Source organism: Rhodococcus sp. 06-462-5 (assembly GCF_002258315.1).
Taxonomy (GTDB): domain Bacteria; phylum Actinomycetota; class Actinomycetes; order Mycobacteriales; family Mycobacteriaceae; genus Rhodococcoides.
The window spans coordinates 153,382-170,255 of record NZ_NOYD01000014.1 but is presented as its reverse complement, the minus strand read 5'-3'; the positions used below and the strand labels follow the sequence as shown (position 1 = coordinate 170,255).

The window sequence follows — 16,874 nt, the reverse complement described above, 5'->3', positions numbered from 1 at the left end:
TTCATCGCCCACTACAAACTAGTCGACACACTGTGAATGCTCTACCTGGATCGAAGACAGGTACGCCAGATCGACTCCTCCCCTTTAGGCTGTGCACTCGAATACATTTCCTCGACCGAGAGGCCACCGACGATGGCAACCAGTTCCACCGATACCCGGGGCCGGAAATCGGGCAGAAAGCGGCCGATTCTCATCACGGTGGGGGTATTTCTGGTCATCGTCATAGCTTTTGCGGTCTGGCTTGGTTACGAAGCCTATTCCGCGCAGTCGAGTTTGACTGCCACCCGCGACTCGGCCACACAGGCCAAGGACGCATTGCTCGACGGCGACTCGGCCGGAGCCGAGGCCGCCGCGGCTCGCGCCTCCGAATCCGCGGACGACGCTGTATCGGCAACGACGTCCATACCGTTTTCCATCGCCAAAGCCGTTCCATATCTCGGTAGTCCCCTGAAATCGGTAGCTCAGATCAGCGACGTGGTGCAGGGACTGGCCGTGGACGTGCTCGCCCCCGCGTCGGCCGCGGGTGCGAGCTTGAATCCGAGCAGCCTCGTGGAGGGCGGCGGCAAGGTGGACACCGCGGCCCTGCGGGACGCGCAGCCGGTACTGCAGCAGACCTCCGCCGCAGCCGACGAGCTCAGTGAGCGGGCCCAGCAGGTGGATGAGCCCGCCTTCCTCGGCGTGGTGGACGAGGCTCGCACGTCACTAATCGACCAGACTCACGAACTCGCGAATCTGCTCACCAACACCCGGATCGCCAGTGAACTGCTGCCGTCGATGCTCGGCGACAACGGCCCGCGCAGTTACTTTCTCGCGTTCCAGACCAACGCGGAGGCTCGGGGCACCGGTGGGTTGCTCGGTGGCTACGGCATCATTCGGGCCGAGAACGGCACGGCCCGCGTCGATACTCTCGGCAGCAACAACGAACTCGAGTTTGCCGAGCAGCCCATCGATCTGGGCCCCGAATACAACGCGCTATGGGCTCCTCGGAGGACGACCATCGACTTCCGTAACTCGAATGCGAGCCCGCACTTTCCGTATGCCGGCCAGATCTGGTCGTCGATGTGGACGGAGCAGACGGGTGAGGTGCTCAACGGTGCCATCGCCACCGACCCGATCGCGTTGAGCTACATCCTCGATGCCACCGGCCCGGTTGCGTTGGCCGACGGTGAGCAGATCACTGCCGAGAACGTCGTCGAAATAACTCTCAGCACGGCGTATGCCAGGTTCGGCGACGACCAGTTGGCTCGCAAGGCGTATCTCCAGGAGATTGCCGCGGCGGTGGTGCAGAAGATGACCACGGGCGCAGCACCCACCAGGTCGCTGCTCGACGCGGTGGGCCGCGCCGGCAGCGAGGGTCGCATCTCGGTGTGGAGCGCTGATCCGGCCGAGCAGGCAATTCTGGCCGGTACCAAGGTGGGTCACGTATTGCCGGACAGCCCGGCCCCGTACGCCAATGTGGTGGTCAACAACGCCGGCGGTAACAAGCTCGATTACTACCTGACGCGCGACATCACGTATTCGGCTGAATCCTGCACGGCGGGTACCCGCAAGTCGACCGTGACGGCCACACTCACCAACAACGTGAATCCGAACGGCCTCACGCCCTACGTGGCAAGCACGTTCCAGCCGACGGCGGAGTACGGCACCAACGAATCGATCGTCTACCTGTACGGCACTCAGGGCGCGAAGATCACGTCCATGAAGGTCAACGGCATCACGGGATTCTCCATCCAGGCCGGCACCGAGCTCGGCCGGCCGGTGCAGGCTGCTTACCTCACCATTCCGCCGGGCAAGTCACAGACGGTGACGTGGGAACTCGAGGAGCCTTCCGCTCCCGGCGAGGCGACGGTACCCGTGCAGCCTCTGGTGGATCAGCCGACGGTGAGCATCGACGTTCTGCAGTGCTGATCACTCGGCAACTCGGTCGGCCCGGGGATCCGGACGATGAACCGCTAGGAACTGGGTTCTCCGAAATGAGTCCGATCAGTGTCCGGTCCCATTCGAGCGGTGACGGGCAAACACCAACGCAGTTCCGATGAGCAACCCCACTGCTGCTCCGCCCACAAAGTAGGCCCGGGTGTTCGGGCTGATCGGTGCATCCGACGCTTCGGCCTGGCTGTACATCTTCAACGCCACCGAGGGCGGCTCGCCGTCTCCGGGAGCGTTGAGCTCCGCAACCAGGGCGCTCAATTCTGTGGCCATGGTGTTCGCAATATCGCGCGCGAGCTCCGGCGAAGTATCGGTGGCGACGATATCGAACACGACGGTGTCCGGCGACGACGACGTTGTCACCTTCTCGATCAACTCCGCCGGAGTGAGATCGAGTGCGAGATCGGCGATCACTTTCGAGGCCAGAGCCTCGTTGGTCACCAGTCCTGCATACGACGACACTGCCTGCCCCACGAACAAGTTCCCCACGTACGTATCGCTCACGGTCGAGGACCCCGAGGTGGAGACGAACATCTGAGTGCGTGATTCGTACACCGGTGTGATCAGCGAGGTGATTCCGAATGCCGTCGCCATCGACAGCGCGATGGACACGGCAACGACGTGCCAGCCCGCGATCACGGTCTTCACGAAGCTACGCACCGACATCCCGATCCCTCCCCATCTCCCAGTCTCGCGTCACGCTATGAGAACTCCTCGACGCACCGACCTGGCCGGCTTTGACACCCGTAACGTCGTTCAATCGAATGAACTTTCGCGTCTCGAGGCTATGGAATCGACCGGCTTGTTCGCACAAATATCTCGCGTTATGCACCCGTTTCAGGCGAGGCAGCGCCGGGCGGTACGGCATGATTGCTGCACATGCGAATCGGTCAGCATCCCAACGTTGCGGAAGCACGCTCATGACAGAGGCGAACGCCGGTCGATCCTGCGTGTTCTGCGGCAACCGGCCCGTGACGAAAGAGCACGTTTTTCGGAATGCGTACAGACGGTTGCATACAGACGAGGTCACGAACTACAGACATAAGAACTTAATGTCCGGAGATGCAAGGAACCTCCGGGGGAAGACCCCGTTTGAAGAAACACAGGTGAAACGGGTCTGCGCGCAGTGCAACAACGGCTGGATGAATGACCTTGAGGTTGCTACAGAGCCGACGTTGTGGCCTATGGTGCACGGCAAACAGACACTCGTGGACGCAGGTTCTGCTCAATTGCTCGCGCTCTGGGCGGTGAAAACCTGCATGATGAGGGCCTTCGCCGATCCGCATCACGCGGTTCAACAATCTGATCTGAAGCACGTCTTCGCGAACCGCCGACCTCCCGACCACTGGCGGGTTTTTCTTGGACGAACTAGCTCGAATGGCCTAGCCGAAAATACCTGGTGGAGCCAGTCCCTGTTGTCCGAAACCGGCACGAAGCCCAAGTTGGGAGCTGAGCCCAATCTGCACCTGCAGCAACACAACCTGATGATCGGGGACGTCTTCCTCTCGACCATTGGCTGCGCTTCGACGTACGGCACGTCCACGGCAAAGGTGGTCGTCGATCTCATGACCTCGGAAATCCAGTCCACGACAACGAGTCAACTGCTGATGCTTTGGCCTCAACCGCAACAGTTCACCTGGCCGTTCGAGCCACCCGTTCCGGCTGCCGGGTTCGCAATGGTGGGGTCGGCCGTTGAGCGGTTCGCCCGTGAATCACCTCCCCTACCCGGGGCGTCTCTCGGTCGGCCGGTTGGTGGATTTCTCTCGCACTTCGTGTTCCCTGCGGAGGATTGACGCGATCATCTGCACAGCTCGAAAGCCGCTGGGGACACGGCAGCTTGCCGAGCGGCCAGACCGGGCGGTACGGCATGATGCACGCATGGCAAACACGGACCCGCGTGCGTACGACCGCAGCAAAGTCGCAGTCGGACTACTGGTGGCCTTCACCCTGATCGCAGTCGTCGCGGGAGTGGTCTGGCAGAACGGCCAGTTCAGCCGCACGACCAACGAGGCGCAGAGCGCAGCGGCGATTTACACCGCGCCACCGCCGAAACCTGCAGCATCCGTCTTCGTCATCGGGGACTCGTACACGGCCGGTTCGCTGCAAGGTGGGCTGAAACGCCAGAACTGGGTGCAGCGCGCGAACATCGGATTGAACGAGGGCGCGTACCGATTCACGTTCACGAGTCAAGCGTCACTCAGCACCGGGTACACGCGGCGAGGTCCGACCGGCTACACGTTCCAAGACCTGTTCGCTAACACCCCGAGGCCGCTCGTCGATCTCGTTGTCGTGTTCGGTGGAGGGTACGACCGCGGCATGGACGTCGACACCACCAGCCGCAACCTCTACGAACTGATCCGGTCACGTTCGCCGGAAGCCTCACTCGTCGTGGTCGGCCCGCCATCCCCGGACCCCGAGGTGCCCGGTGACATTCTCGCAGTTCGTGACGTGTTGCAACGGAACGCAGTAGCCGCGGGTGCCACATTCGTGGACCCAATCGCGGAGGGCTGGTTTCGCGGCGAGAACGCGAAGTTCATCGGACAGGATGGCTCGCTGCCGACCGATGAAGGTCACCAGTACATGGCTGACCTGCTCGCGCCGCAGATCCAGACCGCGATCGAGAATCGGCCGGTAGACAGCTCGGAATAGCTACGCGAAGCAGCGTTTCGCGAACGCGACGAAGTCAGCCGGGTGGGTGCAGTAGTTCGCGAGGTGCCCGCCGCGGTGGGTGACCATTCCGGACTCCGGTGCCGCCGCGATCTTCGTTCTGAATGCGTCAGCGTTCGTCGCCTTCTCGACCTGCGTGGTGTCTGAGGTCGACTGGTAGAACCGCCAGCGCTTGGAAGTGAAGGCGGACGCGGCCAGTAAGTTCGGGTCTGATCCCGCCGTTTTCGCCGCGTAGTCCGAGCCATCCGAGGCGATGCCGTACGCAGTCTTGATAGTGCCCGAGAAGTCGGCGAATCCGGCGCTCGGTCCGTATGCCTTCGCGAGGTTGGTCACGGCGTCGATGAGCGCTACACCGACCACGGGGATGCGGCCGTCCGGGACAGCTAGTGCCGATGCGAGGCCACCCATCGACTGACCCCACATGAGGACCTTCGGCACGGCCTGGCGGGTGTTCATCATCGAGTACAGATCGACGTTGTCGTTGACGGCAGTCGGGTTTCCCCACGAGTTCGCGTGCATGTTGGACGCGGCCACCCGCCACCCTTCGGCGATGCAGGCGGTGATCACGGCGTAGGTGTAGCCCGCTGCGCTCGGGGCAATCTGCTCGTTGCCGGTGTACTGATGGGACACGATGATCAGGGGCGCGTCGGGCAGTAGCACCGGGGGTTCCCAGATGCGGCAGGCCTGACCGTTCGGCTGGACGGTCTGCTCGAATGTGATCATCTGCTGCGGTGTTGCGGTGGCTACCACTTCTCCCCCAATGCGGTTGTGATGAGTGCGACCTGCTCGAAGGTGAGCGCGGAGTTGAAGACCATCGCTTCGGCAATGTCACCCACCCACGGCGCGGTACCGCCTCCGTTCGACCCGAGCGCCAGTCCGCGCAGCGTGTTCGCGCCGTGCGTCTGGGTCGTGGACGACGCGACGAGATAGCCGTCGATGAGCGTGGCGTTGCCGAGTGGAGTGAGGATCGCCGCGAAGATGTGCCACTGCCCGTCGTCGGCTGCGGGTCCACCGCTGGAGTTCGATGCAGCCCGGATCTGCACGCAGCCGAGGTTGCTGTCCAGGGCGACGGTGCAGTCCTGCGCGGTGCCGCTGATGAGGTACCCGGGGGGGTGCCGTTCGGTGCGGCCACGGTTGCCCGTGCGACGGCGATGAAGGTGAGCGGCTGTGCGATACCGGCACTCGGCTGCAGCCAGTCGCCGTTGCCGAGCAGGGAGCGAGTCAGGTAGGCGTTCGCACCGCACGCAAGGTACTTCTTGCCTGCGGGATTGGTCGCGACGGTTGGTCGACGTGCCGCAGTGACCTGAGTGAGGTGGTGTCCGTTGCCCGACATGTCGGGCAGGAAGGGCACTGTCGCGCCCGACGCGATCGCGAGAATCGACGGGTCGTACCAGGCGAGCAGGGACGATGGGAGGTCGCGGCGGGGGTCGAGGTGGTCGAGCCGGGACCCGCGCTTGTCGCGCATGTACGCCATGTCAGACCACCGTCCTGATGATGATGTCGTCGATTTCGCCGTTGGCGTCGAGGACGATGTCTGCGGCCTTGGTGGGGATCGGCTCACCGGCCTGATCTACGACGCGAGCGCGCAGCGTGAAGGGCGCATAACGCGTGTCGAGAGCCTCTTCCCTGCGGCACACAACTCCCGAATGCGCTGTAACCGAACACCTTTCATGGCGCACGCAGGGTGTAGCTTCGGCCTGGTAATCCACATTCCACAGGTCAGGAGCCACTCATGAGCCAGAAGAAGCCGATCGAACCCAGCATCAGCGACAAGGTGACGGCCGTGATTCAGATACTGTTCGCTGTCGCCATCGCCGCTCAGGTACCGAATGTCACGACACCGGTCGTACTCGCCACGATGACCCTCGCGGGCGTAGTCGTCGGCGCGAGTGGACGGCCCAAGCGAAGCTCTGGGCGATCGTGATGGATTCCGATCGCCCAGCGCCTATTTCCTCAGACGGGGGTTCTCGACGCCGTTTCTGGGCAGATCACCGGGTGCCTCGGGACGCCGTGCCCGCGAGTACGGCGCGGCGGCGGGAGCTGCAGTACGTGCGGCTGCGCTCGGTGCAGCCGATGCGGTCTGGGTCGATCCGGGGCGCGCCGAGGTCGGTTGCGGCGCAGGTGCCGCTGCGGGGGTCGGAGGAGCCGGCGCTGCGACCGGAGCCTGAGGTGCAGGCGCGGGAACCGGCGGTGTCACCTGCTTGGGCAGATTGGTATCGGCGGTGTAGTTGTACGAGTAGCTGTACATGTCGCCCTTCTTGGAGGGCGTCAATGCCAGCACCACACCGAGGACGTGCGCACCAATCGTTTCCAAGTTGCCAATGGCCCTGGACAATTCGTTGCTCTTGGTGTGCCCGTATCGGGTGACCAGGAGAGCACCGTCGGCGTGCGTCGTCAGGACTGCCGAGTCGGTGACCGGCAACAGAGGTGCGCCGTCGATGATGACGTAGTCGAACTTGGAACGGAGTTCCACCAACAGCGCCCGAGATGCCTCCGAGCCCAGGAGCTCGGACGGGTTCGGCGGAATCGGGCCGGACGCCATGGCTTGCAGTCCCTCGTACCTGGTCGGCTGAAGCACCTCGTCGACCTTCGCCTGTCCGGCAAGGACGGTGCTGAGGCCGACCGAACCGATGAGACCCAGATACTTCGAGACGCGGGGCCGACGCAGATCGCCCTCGACAAGGGCGACGTGGTGGCCGGCCTCGGCGAGCGAGATTGCCAAGTTCACCGCTGTTGTGGTTTTGCCTTCACTCGGAATCGCGCTGGTGACGACGATGACGCGCGGAGGATGGTCGACTTCGAGGAACTGCAGGTTGGTGCGGAGCTCACGGAAGGCCTCGGCACTGGACGACTGGGCAAGATCCTGGAAGTCGACGGCCGGATGCGTCTTGCGCTCCTTGTCGAACGGGATGGTGCCCACCAACGCCTTGCCGGAGATCGACTCGATCTCGCGACGGTCCTTGATGGTGTTGTCCAGACGATCACGCAATACGGCAAGTGCGATACCGAGCAACAGGCCGACGGCCGCACCGAGGGCCAGGTTTCGCTTGGTGTTCGGGCTGACCGGCGATGCGGACGCATCGGCCTGCTGGAAGGTCTTCACTCCCGCCGACGGGGTTCCGCCGTCCTCGGGGGTTTCGAGGTCGCGTACCTGTGATGTCAGCTCCGAGGCCATCGCGTTGGCGATGTCGCGAGCCACCGCGGGGGACGGGTCGGTGACGGTGATGTCGAACAGAACGGTGTCGGGAGTCGACGACGCCTTGACCTTCGCGGCCAACTGCGACGGCGTCAATCCGAGGGGAAGGACGTCGAGCACTCGGGCTGCCAGTGCCTCGCTGGTCACCAACTCCGAGTAGGACGCCACTCGCTGCTGCGAGAACAAGTTGCCCTGGTACGTCTCACTCACCGACGTTCCACCGGAGGTGGAGACGAACATCCGTGCGCTCGACTCGTAGAGCGGCGTCGTCAACAGGGACGCGCCCAGGGCACCCAAGATGGCGACGATCATGGTGACGGCGATGATGATCCACCTCGCCTTCAGGATTCTCAGATAATCCTGTATCTCCATGCTTCGCGCTCCTAATTTGTTTTCGTACTACTCGCGACGTGTCACTGCGTGGCTCAATCGTTACATAGCTGGTCGCATTCCGTGCACCGGATGGACCCGGGCGCAACGCGAGTCAATTCATTCGTTCGATATGCGAGCACAATCAAGTCAATTCCCCGTTGTGACGTGTCACCGAGGAACCGGGCCTGATTCTGTGCGCGAACTTCGTTGTTCGGCTGAGCTCCTCCACCACGGTGACAGACGCCTGTGCACCGACGATAGACAAGCACGCACCCGTCACGTCACGTTAAGTGATCCTGAACACCCCACCGGTCTCGAACTGCCGGTCGACTCACCCCTGCAGCCGCCTTTCTCGCCCGGATCGGATGCCGCGCTCGAAGCGGCGCCACGACACGCCACGCGATGCGATATCGACCAGGATCGACAGCTGGGGACAATCCAGCTCGGACCGAGTGCGCTGACTTACTTCGCGGCCGCGTTGCCGATCCCCCGCGCGAGCTCCGGAGACCTGTCGGCAGCGGACGAGATCAGCTTGGACACCTGGGCGCGCGATTCGTACATCGGCGTCACGAGAATCAACCCACATCCCGCAGCGATCGTCTTTGCGATTTCTCGTGCCGTTGACCCCTCTGCGATTCGTCACACCATCCCCAATCAGTACTTTAGCGAACTTACCGGCCAACGTAACAAACCGACCAATTCAATACTGCCAGCAATTCGGGGAACCCACCGGCGTCTAAACCGTCTTTTCGGATCCATTCCTGCATCGGCGTCCAATTCTACGGGTCGTTGACTGTTTCCGAAAGCTGTTCGCGCGCCCAAGTATTCGCATCTCTCACTTACTCAGCCAACTAGGAAATTGTTGTATAACATCGCGCTCGACGGCGCATTTATCGATCGTGCACGGAGGTCGACGAGCGCACAGCGCATCACTTTCCGGTGGGGGCACACATGACTCGTACGATCGCAATAATCGGCACGCGCGGATATCCGAGTTTCTACGGTGGATTCGAGACCCTGGTTCGACACCTTGCCCCCTACCTGGCCGATCGCGGTTGGAACGTGGTGGTCTACGGCAGACATACTGCACTGAGCTCGAATCCGGCAGATAAAGATCACCGAGTGCGGTCGGTGATCACGCCAGGAATCGACAGCAAATCCGCAAGCACTCTCACATATGGAGCCACCTCCGCTCTGCACGCCGTTGCCACGAAACCCGATGTGGCACTGGTGATGAACGTTGCGAATGGATTTTGGCTGCCACTGCTTCGCGCCCGGGGAATTCCCACGATGGTCAACGTCGACGGTATCGAGTGGGAACGTGAGAAATGGGGCCGTGTCGCCAAGACGATCTTCGCCATCGGCGGGCGCGCGACGGCGCAGCATGCCACTACGCTGATCTACGACTCACGTGAACTCGGTGCTCGATGGGAGGACCTCTCGGGCCGAACCGGGGTGTTCATTCCGTACGGTGGTGATCCTCGGACTGGAGATGACCCACCCGACGGGCTCGGTCGACGCAAGTATGTGCTGATGGTCGCACGCTTCGTACCCGAGAACACGATCGCCGCCTTTCTCGATGCGGCCGAGAAGCTCTGCGACCGTGTGAAAGTGGTCATCGTGGGATCCTCAGGCTACGGAGGAGAATTCGACGAACGCGTGGCCGCTCTCGCCGCGGAGAATCCCAACGTTCGGTGGTACGGGCATCTGAGCGACGACGACACATTGTTCTCACTGTGGGAGAACGCCGGGGCATATTTCCACGGTCACAGCGTGGGCGGCACAAACCCGGCTTTGGTGCAGGCAATGGCGTGCGGGGCACCAGTAGTGGCCAGAGATACCGTCTACAACCGCGAGGTTCTCGGCGATGGAGCACTCTTCGTCGACCCGACGGCGAACAGTATTGCCGCAGGTATCGAAACGTTGCTCAACGACACCGATCTACAGCAGAAGTTCAGTACCATCTCGACCCAACGCGCTCACGATCACTACACGTGGGAGCGGGTCTGCGCCGATTACGACAGCGCGCTACGCAGTCATCTGCCGTCGGACTCGGTGGTCAGCGAACCGAAGACCGCGCGAGAATGACGCGCAAAATTTCGGGCCGAATCACGCTGTCCAGCAGCGGGATTCCGCAGAGATTGCAGCTGGAACACCAGCGCCCGGAACGCGAGACCAGCACCAACCACCACGCCCCACCACAGCCGCTGCAGTCCTGACCGGGCCAGGTCTCTGCGGTAGAACTCGTAGAGGTTGAGCACCCAGGCGGAGTTGGTCTCCATTGTGGCTTTGTTGTTGCTCCTGCCCACCAGATGCCGTGCCCGTGCACACGGCTGAATCACTACCGCGCCACCACTACGGCCCACCCGCCAACAGAACTCGATGTCCTCGGCGTACATGAACCAGCGTTCGCTCAGTCCGCGGACTCGACGCCAGGTCTCGGCGTCGACGATCAGACAAGCGCCGGTGACCCAGTCGACGGATACCACGTCGTCGCCTATGTCGGACGGCAGCAGGTAGTGCCCTTGCAGCCTGCGTCGGCCACGGGCGAGTCTGGACAGCCCGAAGTAGTGCGAGGCCATCGCCCACGCGGTCGGCATCCGCCCGGCAGCAGCCACTCGGACGCCCTCGGTGTGGATTAGTGGGGCCACGATTCCGCCGTGCGTGGACGCCACGGTCTCGGCGAGGATCCACACATCCTCGGCCGCGATTACCGCATCGGGGTTGAGCAGCATGATGTTTCGGCCGGTGGCCTGCGCTGCAGCTCTGTTCACTCCACCCGCAAAGCCCAGGTTCCGGTTCCCTGCGATCACCGAACAATGCGGAAAATTCTCTTCGATCAGAGTCACGGTCGCGTCGGACGAGGCGTTGTCGTAGACGATGACCTCATGGTCCGAGCCCAACGCCGCCAGGCAATCACCGATCACGTGCGAGCTGTTGTAGGTGACGATCAGTATGGAGACCTCCGGCCGACTCATCCGGCAGTGTGCTCCCGCGCCTTGATCAGCTTGGCCGGCACCCCTCCCACGATCGTGTACGGTGCCACATCTTTCGTCACCACGGACCCGGAGCCGACGATTGCCCCCTCACCGACGGTCACACCCCGGGTAACGACGGAACCAGCACCGATCCAGGTGTCCGAGCCGATCACCGTAGGGCTACGGATGAATCCCTGGCGATTCATCGGCACGGACATATCGGCAAATTCGTGGTCTTCGCTGAAGATCGAGACATGTGGCCCGATCATCGCGTTGTCCCCGATGGTGATGCCGCCCTGCCCCCAGATCACGTTGTACATCCCTACTGCGACGCCGTCACCGATCACCACGCCGACGCCGGGTTCCGAGATCACCCCGGACCCGTTGATCGACGATCCGCGGCCCACCGTGGTCCGATCTCCGATTGTGATGCCGTGTGCGGAATGCGCGTCGATCGCGACACCGTCGCCGAACACGACGCCGGTGCCGACGTGCAACTTCGCCGCGTTACGTACTTTCACCCCGCGACCGCGGAAGTGCACCGCCGGTCCCTTCACGTACGGCAACCCGAGAATCTGGCCACGTAGAGCTTGCGCCACCCGGTCGAGGACGAAGCTCATCAACGTTCCGGCTGGAATGTCGTCGGGCATATGTCGGTGACGCAGTCGCCAATAGATCCTGTCGATCAACGCGTGCAGCATGACGCACTCCCTCGAGTCGCAACCGATGCGCTCACGGTAGCTCCCCGGCCCGGCATCGGCATCCCGATCGCGGGCTTTACGCATGGCGAACAATATTGTGCCGCAACGTAAACCGTTCTTACCTACCAGTAATGACTACTCAAACAATCATCCGGTCGGCTACGGAGGCATTCACCCGACCGCGGACAACACAATTCGGCGAGTCTCGGCAATTCGTTGAAAAGCGCAGATTTCTTACCGCGAACACGCGCACCGATTCGGACTATCATTCGCGACATCGTCCGGGTATTCCGGTATCGCGCAACCACATCGGGGATCGTAGATGACTCTGCTCGCGAGAAGAGCCGACTCCACGTCGGCCACTGTGACACCACCGAAAGCTGCCTCTGCACCCGGGAAGTCCAACGATTTCGGATTCTTGCTCGACATTCAGGGTCTGCGCATGATCGCGGTGACACTGGCCATCACGCACCACGTCTTCCGTTGGCCCGAAGGTGGATACGTCGGTGTCGACATGTTCTTCGTCATCTCGGGATTCCTCATCACCAGCCTCCTACTGCGAGAGGGTTTGCGCTATGGGCGGGTGTCCATCGCGGACTTCTATCGTCGACGTGCCCGTCGCATCCTGCCGTTGGCATTGTTGGTCATGGGTGCCACCCTTACCGCGTCGTACGTACTGGTGCTCACAGGCCGATTCGAGTCCATCGTCGTCGATACCTGGTGGTCGGCGGCGTTCATGATGAACTGGCATTTGATCTCGGTCGGCACCGACTACTTCCAGACGGCGCTGCCGCATTCACCTCTACAGCACTACTGGTCCCTCGCAGTGGAGGAACAGTTCTACGTCGTGTGGCCGCTTCTGATGGTGGGGCTGCTGTTCATCGCTACCCGGTCGGGAAAGAACCTGCCGCTGCGGCCTTTCGTGGCCGGGTTCGCCATCATTGCCACCGCAGTGTCGTTCCTCTGGGCCATCGACGAGAGCGTGGCCAGTCCGACGGCCGCATACTTCTCCACTTTCAGCCGAATCTGGCAGTTGGCCGCTGGGGCGCTACTGGCCGCCGCTGCTCCCCTCTTTCATCGCACACCCGTGTGGCTCAGGTCTGTCATGGCCGTAACCGGCCTCGTCGGAATCTTCTACGCCCAATTTACCTTCGAGGTCACCTACACCATTCCGGCCCCCTACGGCGCGCTTCCGGTGATTGCGACCTGCATGGTGATCGCTGCGGGAATCGGCTCCACCGGCCTCGCAGTGACATGGCCTCTCCGATTGCGACCCGTCGTCTACATCGGTGCGATCTCCTATTCGCTGTATCTGTGGCACTGGCCGCTGGTCGTACTCCTCCTGACCGTTATGAACGTCGGACTCACGTACTACGTTTCCGTCATTGTGGGCACCGTGGTGTTGTCCATCGCGTCGTACCACCTGGTCGAGAAGGCCGTGCTCGACTCGAATTTCCTCGCGCCCCGTTCCCGAAGCCGCGGACACAGAGCGCCTTCGAACGACAACAACGACGGGCAGCGGGTGTTCGTCGGTGCCATGGGTGTGGTGATGGTCTTTCTTCTCGTCGCGCTGTTCAATCAACCGTCAGTCGTGCTGCGGGACGACGGCCCCAAGCCGGTGCTCGCCGCGGCGGCCGTCGGTCAAACTCAGGATCCACTCGAGGCCGCCATCCGAGAGTCGCTCGCGGCCAGAACCTTTCCGGCGACGAGTCCGCCATTGGACGATGTCGAGAGCGGTAAACCCATCGAGATGACGCCGGAAGCCGGGTGCTTGGATCCGCCGGAGCTCAGCCTCGACATCTGCAATTTCGGGGCACCGGATGCGCCGCAGTCGGCCATCGTCGTCGGTGATTCGTTCTCCGCTTCGTGGCTGCCGGCCATCGCTGGAGCTCTGGTGCCCAACGGTTTTCGGGTGCACGGTATAGGCCTGAACAACTGCCCCTTCATTGCCTCCGACGTGACCATCGGGGTGGATCAGGAGTCGACCGATCGATGCAATTCGAGCCGGGACGAGGTGGCCGATCAGATCAACAGCGCCCGACCCGACATGGTGGTGATGGTCGACATGGAGTACGGAATCCAGGCGATGGTGGACAACAAGGGTTCCGAGGAAGCGTGGACCACGGCCCGAACCGAGATCATCGACCGTATTGCGCCCAGCGATGCCGCCGTTGTCATCCTCACCCCGAATCCACTTGTCAAAGCCGCTACCGAGTGCGCGGGAAGGTTGGCGGTGCCATCCAACTGCATCAGCACCATATCGGAGAATTGGCTGGCCAAGCACAGTGCTGACGAGGCTGCCGCCCAGCAGACCGGTGCGACGTTGATCGATACTCGGGCCTGGTTCTGCTACCGCAACACGTGCCCACTGTTCGTATCCGACATCGTGATCAGTTGGGACACCGGGCACATCACCCGGCAGTACGGCGAATACCTGATTCCGCGTCTCGAGGAAGCGCTGCTGCCGGCATGAGCCTCGAGTACATCGCAAGGCACACCGCGTATTTCGTTGCTAGTGTGTGCCGATGATCAACGATCAGACGAACTCCGATGATGTTCGACGGTTGTATCTGAACCTCGTCAAACGGTCTTTGACGGGAGCCCTTGCCGAAGACAACGACTCGGTGCTCGGCGGCGTTCGGTGGCAGGGCAACCCCTCGCTGCCGAAACGGCTGGCAAGTAGATTCGCACAGGTCGCAGCGAAATTCGATGTCGAGATCGCCATCAAGAAGCCCTACGACGAACACCAGCGCGAGCTCGGCCTGGACTGGCCGTCGCGGGCCGAGTCGATGATCGGTCTGGCTCGAATGACCAACATCGAGGAATGTATCGCCACCGTGGTGTCGGAGAACGTTCCGGGCGATCTCATCGAGACGGGTGTGTGGCGGGGTGGCGCATCGATCTTCATGAAGGCCAACCTCGTCGCGTGGGGCGACCGGGAGCGCGTCGTGTGGGTCGCGGACTCGTTCGAGGGTCTGCCTCCACCCGATCCCACCAGGTTCCCCGCTGATTCAGGCGACCGCAATCACGAGCTCGGCGGGCTCGCTGTCGGAACCAGAACAGTGCAGCACAATTTCGATCGTTACGGCCTGCTCGACGATCGGGTGCAATTCCTCGTGGGGTGGTTCAAGGACACACTTCCTACCGCCCCTGTCGGGTCGCTGGCGCTGATGCGATTGGACGGGGACATGTACGAGTCCACCATCCAGGCCCTGGAATCGTTGTACCCCAAACTGTCCCCCGGCGGATTCTGCATCATCGACGATTACGGCAGCCATTCCTCCCAAGCGGGGCAGGCGGTGCGCGATTATCGGCTTGCCCATTCCATCGACGAGGAGATCGTCGATATCGACGGTTCCGGAGCGTTCTGGCGTCGGACACCGATCTGATTCGCACCGCACAACACCTATCGTCGGTAGGTTTCGATTCCACAAACCGATACGAAGCATGTTTCGCCTCAGTAGCTTTCATCGATAGCGGGCGTATCGGATTAGGTCGTGTGGTTAGTCCGCCAATTTCATCCCCTGCCAGTAGATTGATGGACGATGACATTCGGGCGACCGGTGACGCCGCACAGATTTACCCCGCCGAGGAGGTAGCCGCGTGATGATTCGCGAGTATGCGGCGGCGCTCCGCGCGCGATGGCTGACCATCGTGGCGACAACGATCGTCGGAACCACTGCGGCCGTGCTGTTCTCGCTTCTGTCCACGCCCGCCTATCAGGCCACCACTCGCTTTTTCGTCTCGACAACGGCTGTCACCGCCAGTGACGTTTATCAAAGCAATTTGGCCTCGCAGCAGCGCGTTGTTTCCTATGCCGAACTCCTCACCGGACGCACCCTGGCGCAGCGAGTCATCGATCAGTTGTCGCTTCCCATCGGCGCAGACGAACTCAGTGCGCAGATCGAGGCAACATCCACACCCAACTCGGTGCTGTTGGACGCGTCCGTGCTCGATACGTCGCCACTGCGTGCCCGCGACATCGCCAACGCACTCGGAGAGCAGTTCCCCGCACTCGTCAGTGAGTTGGAGACCCCGGCCGACGGGGGGACTGCGTCCGCGTCGGTGGCCGTAGCCGAAGCGGCCGAGACCCCGACGGCACCGGTGACACCGAAGAAGCTGCGCAACGTGATCCTGGGTATGACGATCGGGCTGTTGGTCGGTATCGCCGGAGCTCTCGTCCGGGACAGGCTCGACAACACGGTGAAGAAGGCCGGTGAACTGCAGGAGCTGACCGACAGCGTATTGGTGGGCACCATCCCGTACGCCAAGAAAGTGCGAGACACTGCGGCCATCGACTTCGGCCGGTCCACTGCCCCCGTTGCCGAGGCGTACCGGGAATTGCGGATGAATCTGAAGTTCCTCGCCGTCGACAACCCTCCCCGCTTGCTACTGATCACCAGTTCCATTGCTGGAGAGGGAAAATCGGTCACCGCCGTCAATCTCGCGCTGTCTCTGGCCGAGGTGGGCAACAGGGTGGTTCTGGTGGACGCCGATCTGCGGAGGCCACGCATCTCGGAGTACCTCGACATCGTTGGATCGGTGGGAGTCAGCTCGGTACTCTCGCACGAGGCCACGGTGGACGAGGTCGTTCAGACCACCACGTTCAACAATCTGTGGGCTCTGGGCGCGGGACCGGCCCCACCGAACCCGAGCGAGCTGCTGGGAAGCACTGCCGCGCAATCACTCCTGCACGAGCTCAAGCGCGCATTCGATTACGTGGTGGTCGATTCCCCTCCGGTGCTGCCGGTCACCGATGCCGCAACTCTGGCAACCCAGTGCGACGGCACGATCCTCGTCACTCGCTACGGCTTCACTCGGCGCGACGAGGTGAGTAGGACCGCGGCGAATCTGGAGACGATCGGGGCTCCACTTCTCGGGGTCGTCATGTCGGTGGTTCCGACGTCGAGGAAGTCCGAGTACCGCTACGGATACGACTTCGAGCCGGGCCGTACCCCGGCTCGCGCTGCAACACCACCGACCATCAGCACCAACCGGCACTGATCGGATCTGTGGGAGGTGCGTCCGCGT

Annotated in this window: 15 protein-coding genes; 8 read left to right on the top strand and 7 right to left on the bottom strand. The window is 62.4% G+C overall.

The annotated features are described in order from the left end of the window. Positions 1-132: 132 nt before the first annotated feature. Positions 133-1,908: a DUF4012 domain-containing protein gene (locus tag CH251_RS10555; RefSeq protein WP_094613150.1), complete on the top strand. Its 1,776-nt coding sequence runs from the start codon at positions 133-135 to the stop codon at positions 1,906-1,908. A gap of 75 nt (positions 1,909-1,983) precedes the next feature. Here CH251_RS10555 and CH251_RS10550 read toward each other — a convergent pair whose 3' ends face one another. Then, a complete protein-coding gene (locus CH251_RS10550) occupies positions 1,984-2,595 on the bottom strand; it encodes a YveK family protein (RefSeq protein ID WP_094613148.1) in 612 nt (203 codons plus the stop codon). A gap of 254 nt (positions 2,596-2,849) precedes the next feature. Between CH251_RS10550 and CH251_RS10545 the strand changes: the two genes are divergently transcribed. Then, the gene (locus CH251_RS10545) at positions 2,850-3,722 is read left to right on the top strand and encodes a hypothetical protein (RefSeq protein WP_143537823.1); all 873 of its coding nucleotides are present in this window, start codon (positions 2,850-2,852) and stop codon (positions 3,720-3,722) included. Between the two features lie 85 nt (positions 3,723-3,807). After that, positions 3,808-4,578 (top strand): SGNH/GDSL hydrolase family protein, encoded by a 771-nt coding sequence (locus CH251_RS10540; protein ID WP_094613145.1) that lies wholly within the window; start codon positions 3,808-3,810, stop codon positions 4,576-4,578. Here the strand turns inward: CH251_RS10540 and CH251_RS10535 are convergent, their stop codons facing one another. The 3 genes from CH251_RS10535 to CH251_RS27465 all read right to left on the bottom strand — a co-directional run bounded on the left by CH251_RS10535 (position 4,579) and on the right by CH251_RS27465 (position 6,233). Next, positions 4,579-5,319 (bottom strand): alpha/beta hydrolase, encoded by a 741-nt coding sequence (locus CH251_RS10535; RefSeq protein WP_143537822.1) that lies wholly within the window; start codon positions 5,317-5,319, stop codon positions 4,579-4,581. A 20-nt stretch (positions 5,320-5,339) separates the two neighbouring features. Then, entirely contained in the window at positions 5,340-5,639 is a 300-nt protein-coding gene (locus tag CH251_RS27470) for a LamG-like jellyroll fold domain-containing protein (protein ID WP_179273439.1), read from the bottom strand. A 432-nt stretch (positions 5,640-6,071) separates the two neighbouring features. Beyond that, on the bottom strand, positions 6,072-6,233 hold the full coding sequence (locus CH251_RS27465) for a hypothetical protein (protein ID WP_179273438.1): 162 nt from the start codon (positions 6,231-6,233) through the stop codon (positions 6,072-6,074). A gap of 95 nt (positions 6,234-6,328) precedes the next feature. On the opposite strand from CH251_RS27465, the gene CH251_RS10525 reads away from it, so the two are divergent. After that, positions 6,329-6,520, top strand: a complete 192-nt coding sequence (locus CH251_RS10525) for a hypothetical protein (protein WP_094613140.1) — start codon at positions 6,329-6,331, stop codon at positions 6,518-6,520. Positions 6,521-6,541: 21 nt separating this feature from the next. On the opposite strand, the gene CH251_RS10520 is transcribed toward CH251_RS10525, so the two are convergent. Beyond that, complete coding sequence (locus CH251_RS10520; RefSeq protein ID WP_094613138.1) at positions 6,542-8,164, bottom strand: polysaccharide biosynthesis tyrosine autokinase; 1,623 nt, start codon at positions 8,162-8,164, stop codon at positions 6,542-6,544. Positions 8,165-9,115: 951 nt separating this feature from the next. Here CH251_RS10520 and CH251_RS10515 point away from each other — a divergent pair. Beyond that, entirely contained in the window at positions 9,116-10,252 is a 1,137-nt protein-coding gene (locus CH251_RS10515; protein WP_094613333.1) for a glycosyltransferase, read from the top strand. Here the strand turns inward: CH251_RS10515 and CH251_RS10510 are convergent. Together CH251_RS10510 and CH251_RS10505 are read right to left on the bottom strand one after the other, a co-directional pair. Continuing rightward, entirely contained in the window at positions 10,201-11,142 is a 942-nt protein-coding gene (locus CH251_RS10510; RefSeq protein WP_094613137.1) for a glycosyltransferase family 2 protein, read from the bottom strand. The genes CH251_RS10515 and CH251_RS10510 overlap by 52 nt on opposite strands. Further along, entirely contained in the window at positions 11,139-11,927 is a 789-nt protein-coding gene (locus CH251_RS10505) for a DapH/DapD/GlmU-related protein (RefSeq protein ID WP_094613135.1), read from the bottom strand. The genes CH251_RS10510 and CH251_RS10505 overlap by 4 nt, the downstream gene beginning before the upstream one ends. Before the next feature lie 238 nt (positions 11,928-12,165). Between CH251_RS10505 and CH251_RS10500 the strand changes: the two genes are divergently transcribed. The 3 genes from CH251_RS10500 (at position 12,166) to CH251_RS10490 (ending at position 16,847) form a co-directional block, all read left to right on the top strand. Continuing rightward, positions 12,166-14,316 carry an acyltransferase family protein gene (locus CH251_RS10500; RefSeq protein ID WP_094613133.1) on the top strand — a complete coding sequence of 717 codons (2,151 nt, stop codon included), beginning with the start codon at positions 12,166-12,168 and terminating at the stop codon, positions 14,314-14,316. Between the two features lie 52 nt (positions 14,317-14,368). Further along, positions 14,369-15,232, top strand: a complete 864-nt coding sequence (locus tag CH251_RS10495) for a TylF/MycF/NovP-related O-methyltransferase (protein WP_094613132.1) — start codon at positions 14,369-14,371, stop codon at positions 15,230-15,232. Positions 15,233-15,449: 217 nt separating this feature from the next. Further along, positions 15,450-16,847 (top strand): polysaccharide biosynthesis tyrosine autokinase, encoded by a 1,398-nt coding sequence (locus CH251_RS10490; RefSeq protein ID WP_179273466.1) that lies wholly within the window; start codon positions 15,450-15,452, stop codon positions 16,845-16,847. Positions 16,848-16,874 lie beyond the last annotated feature (27 nt).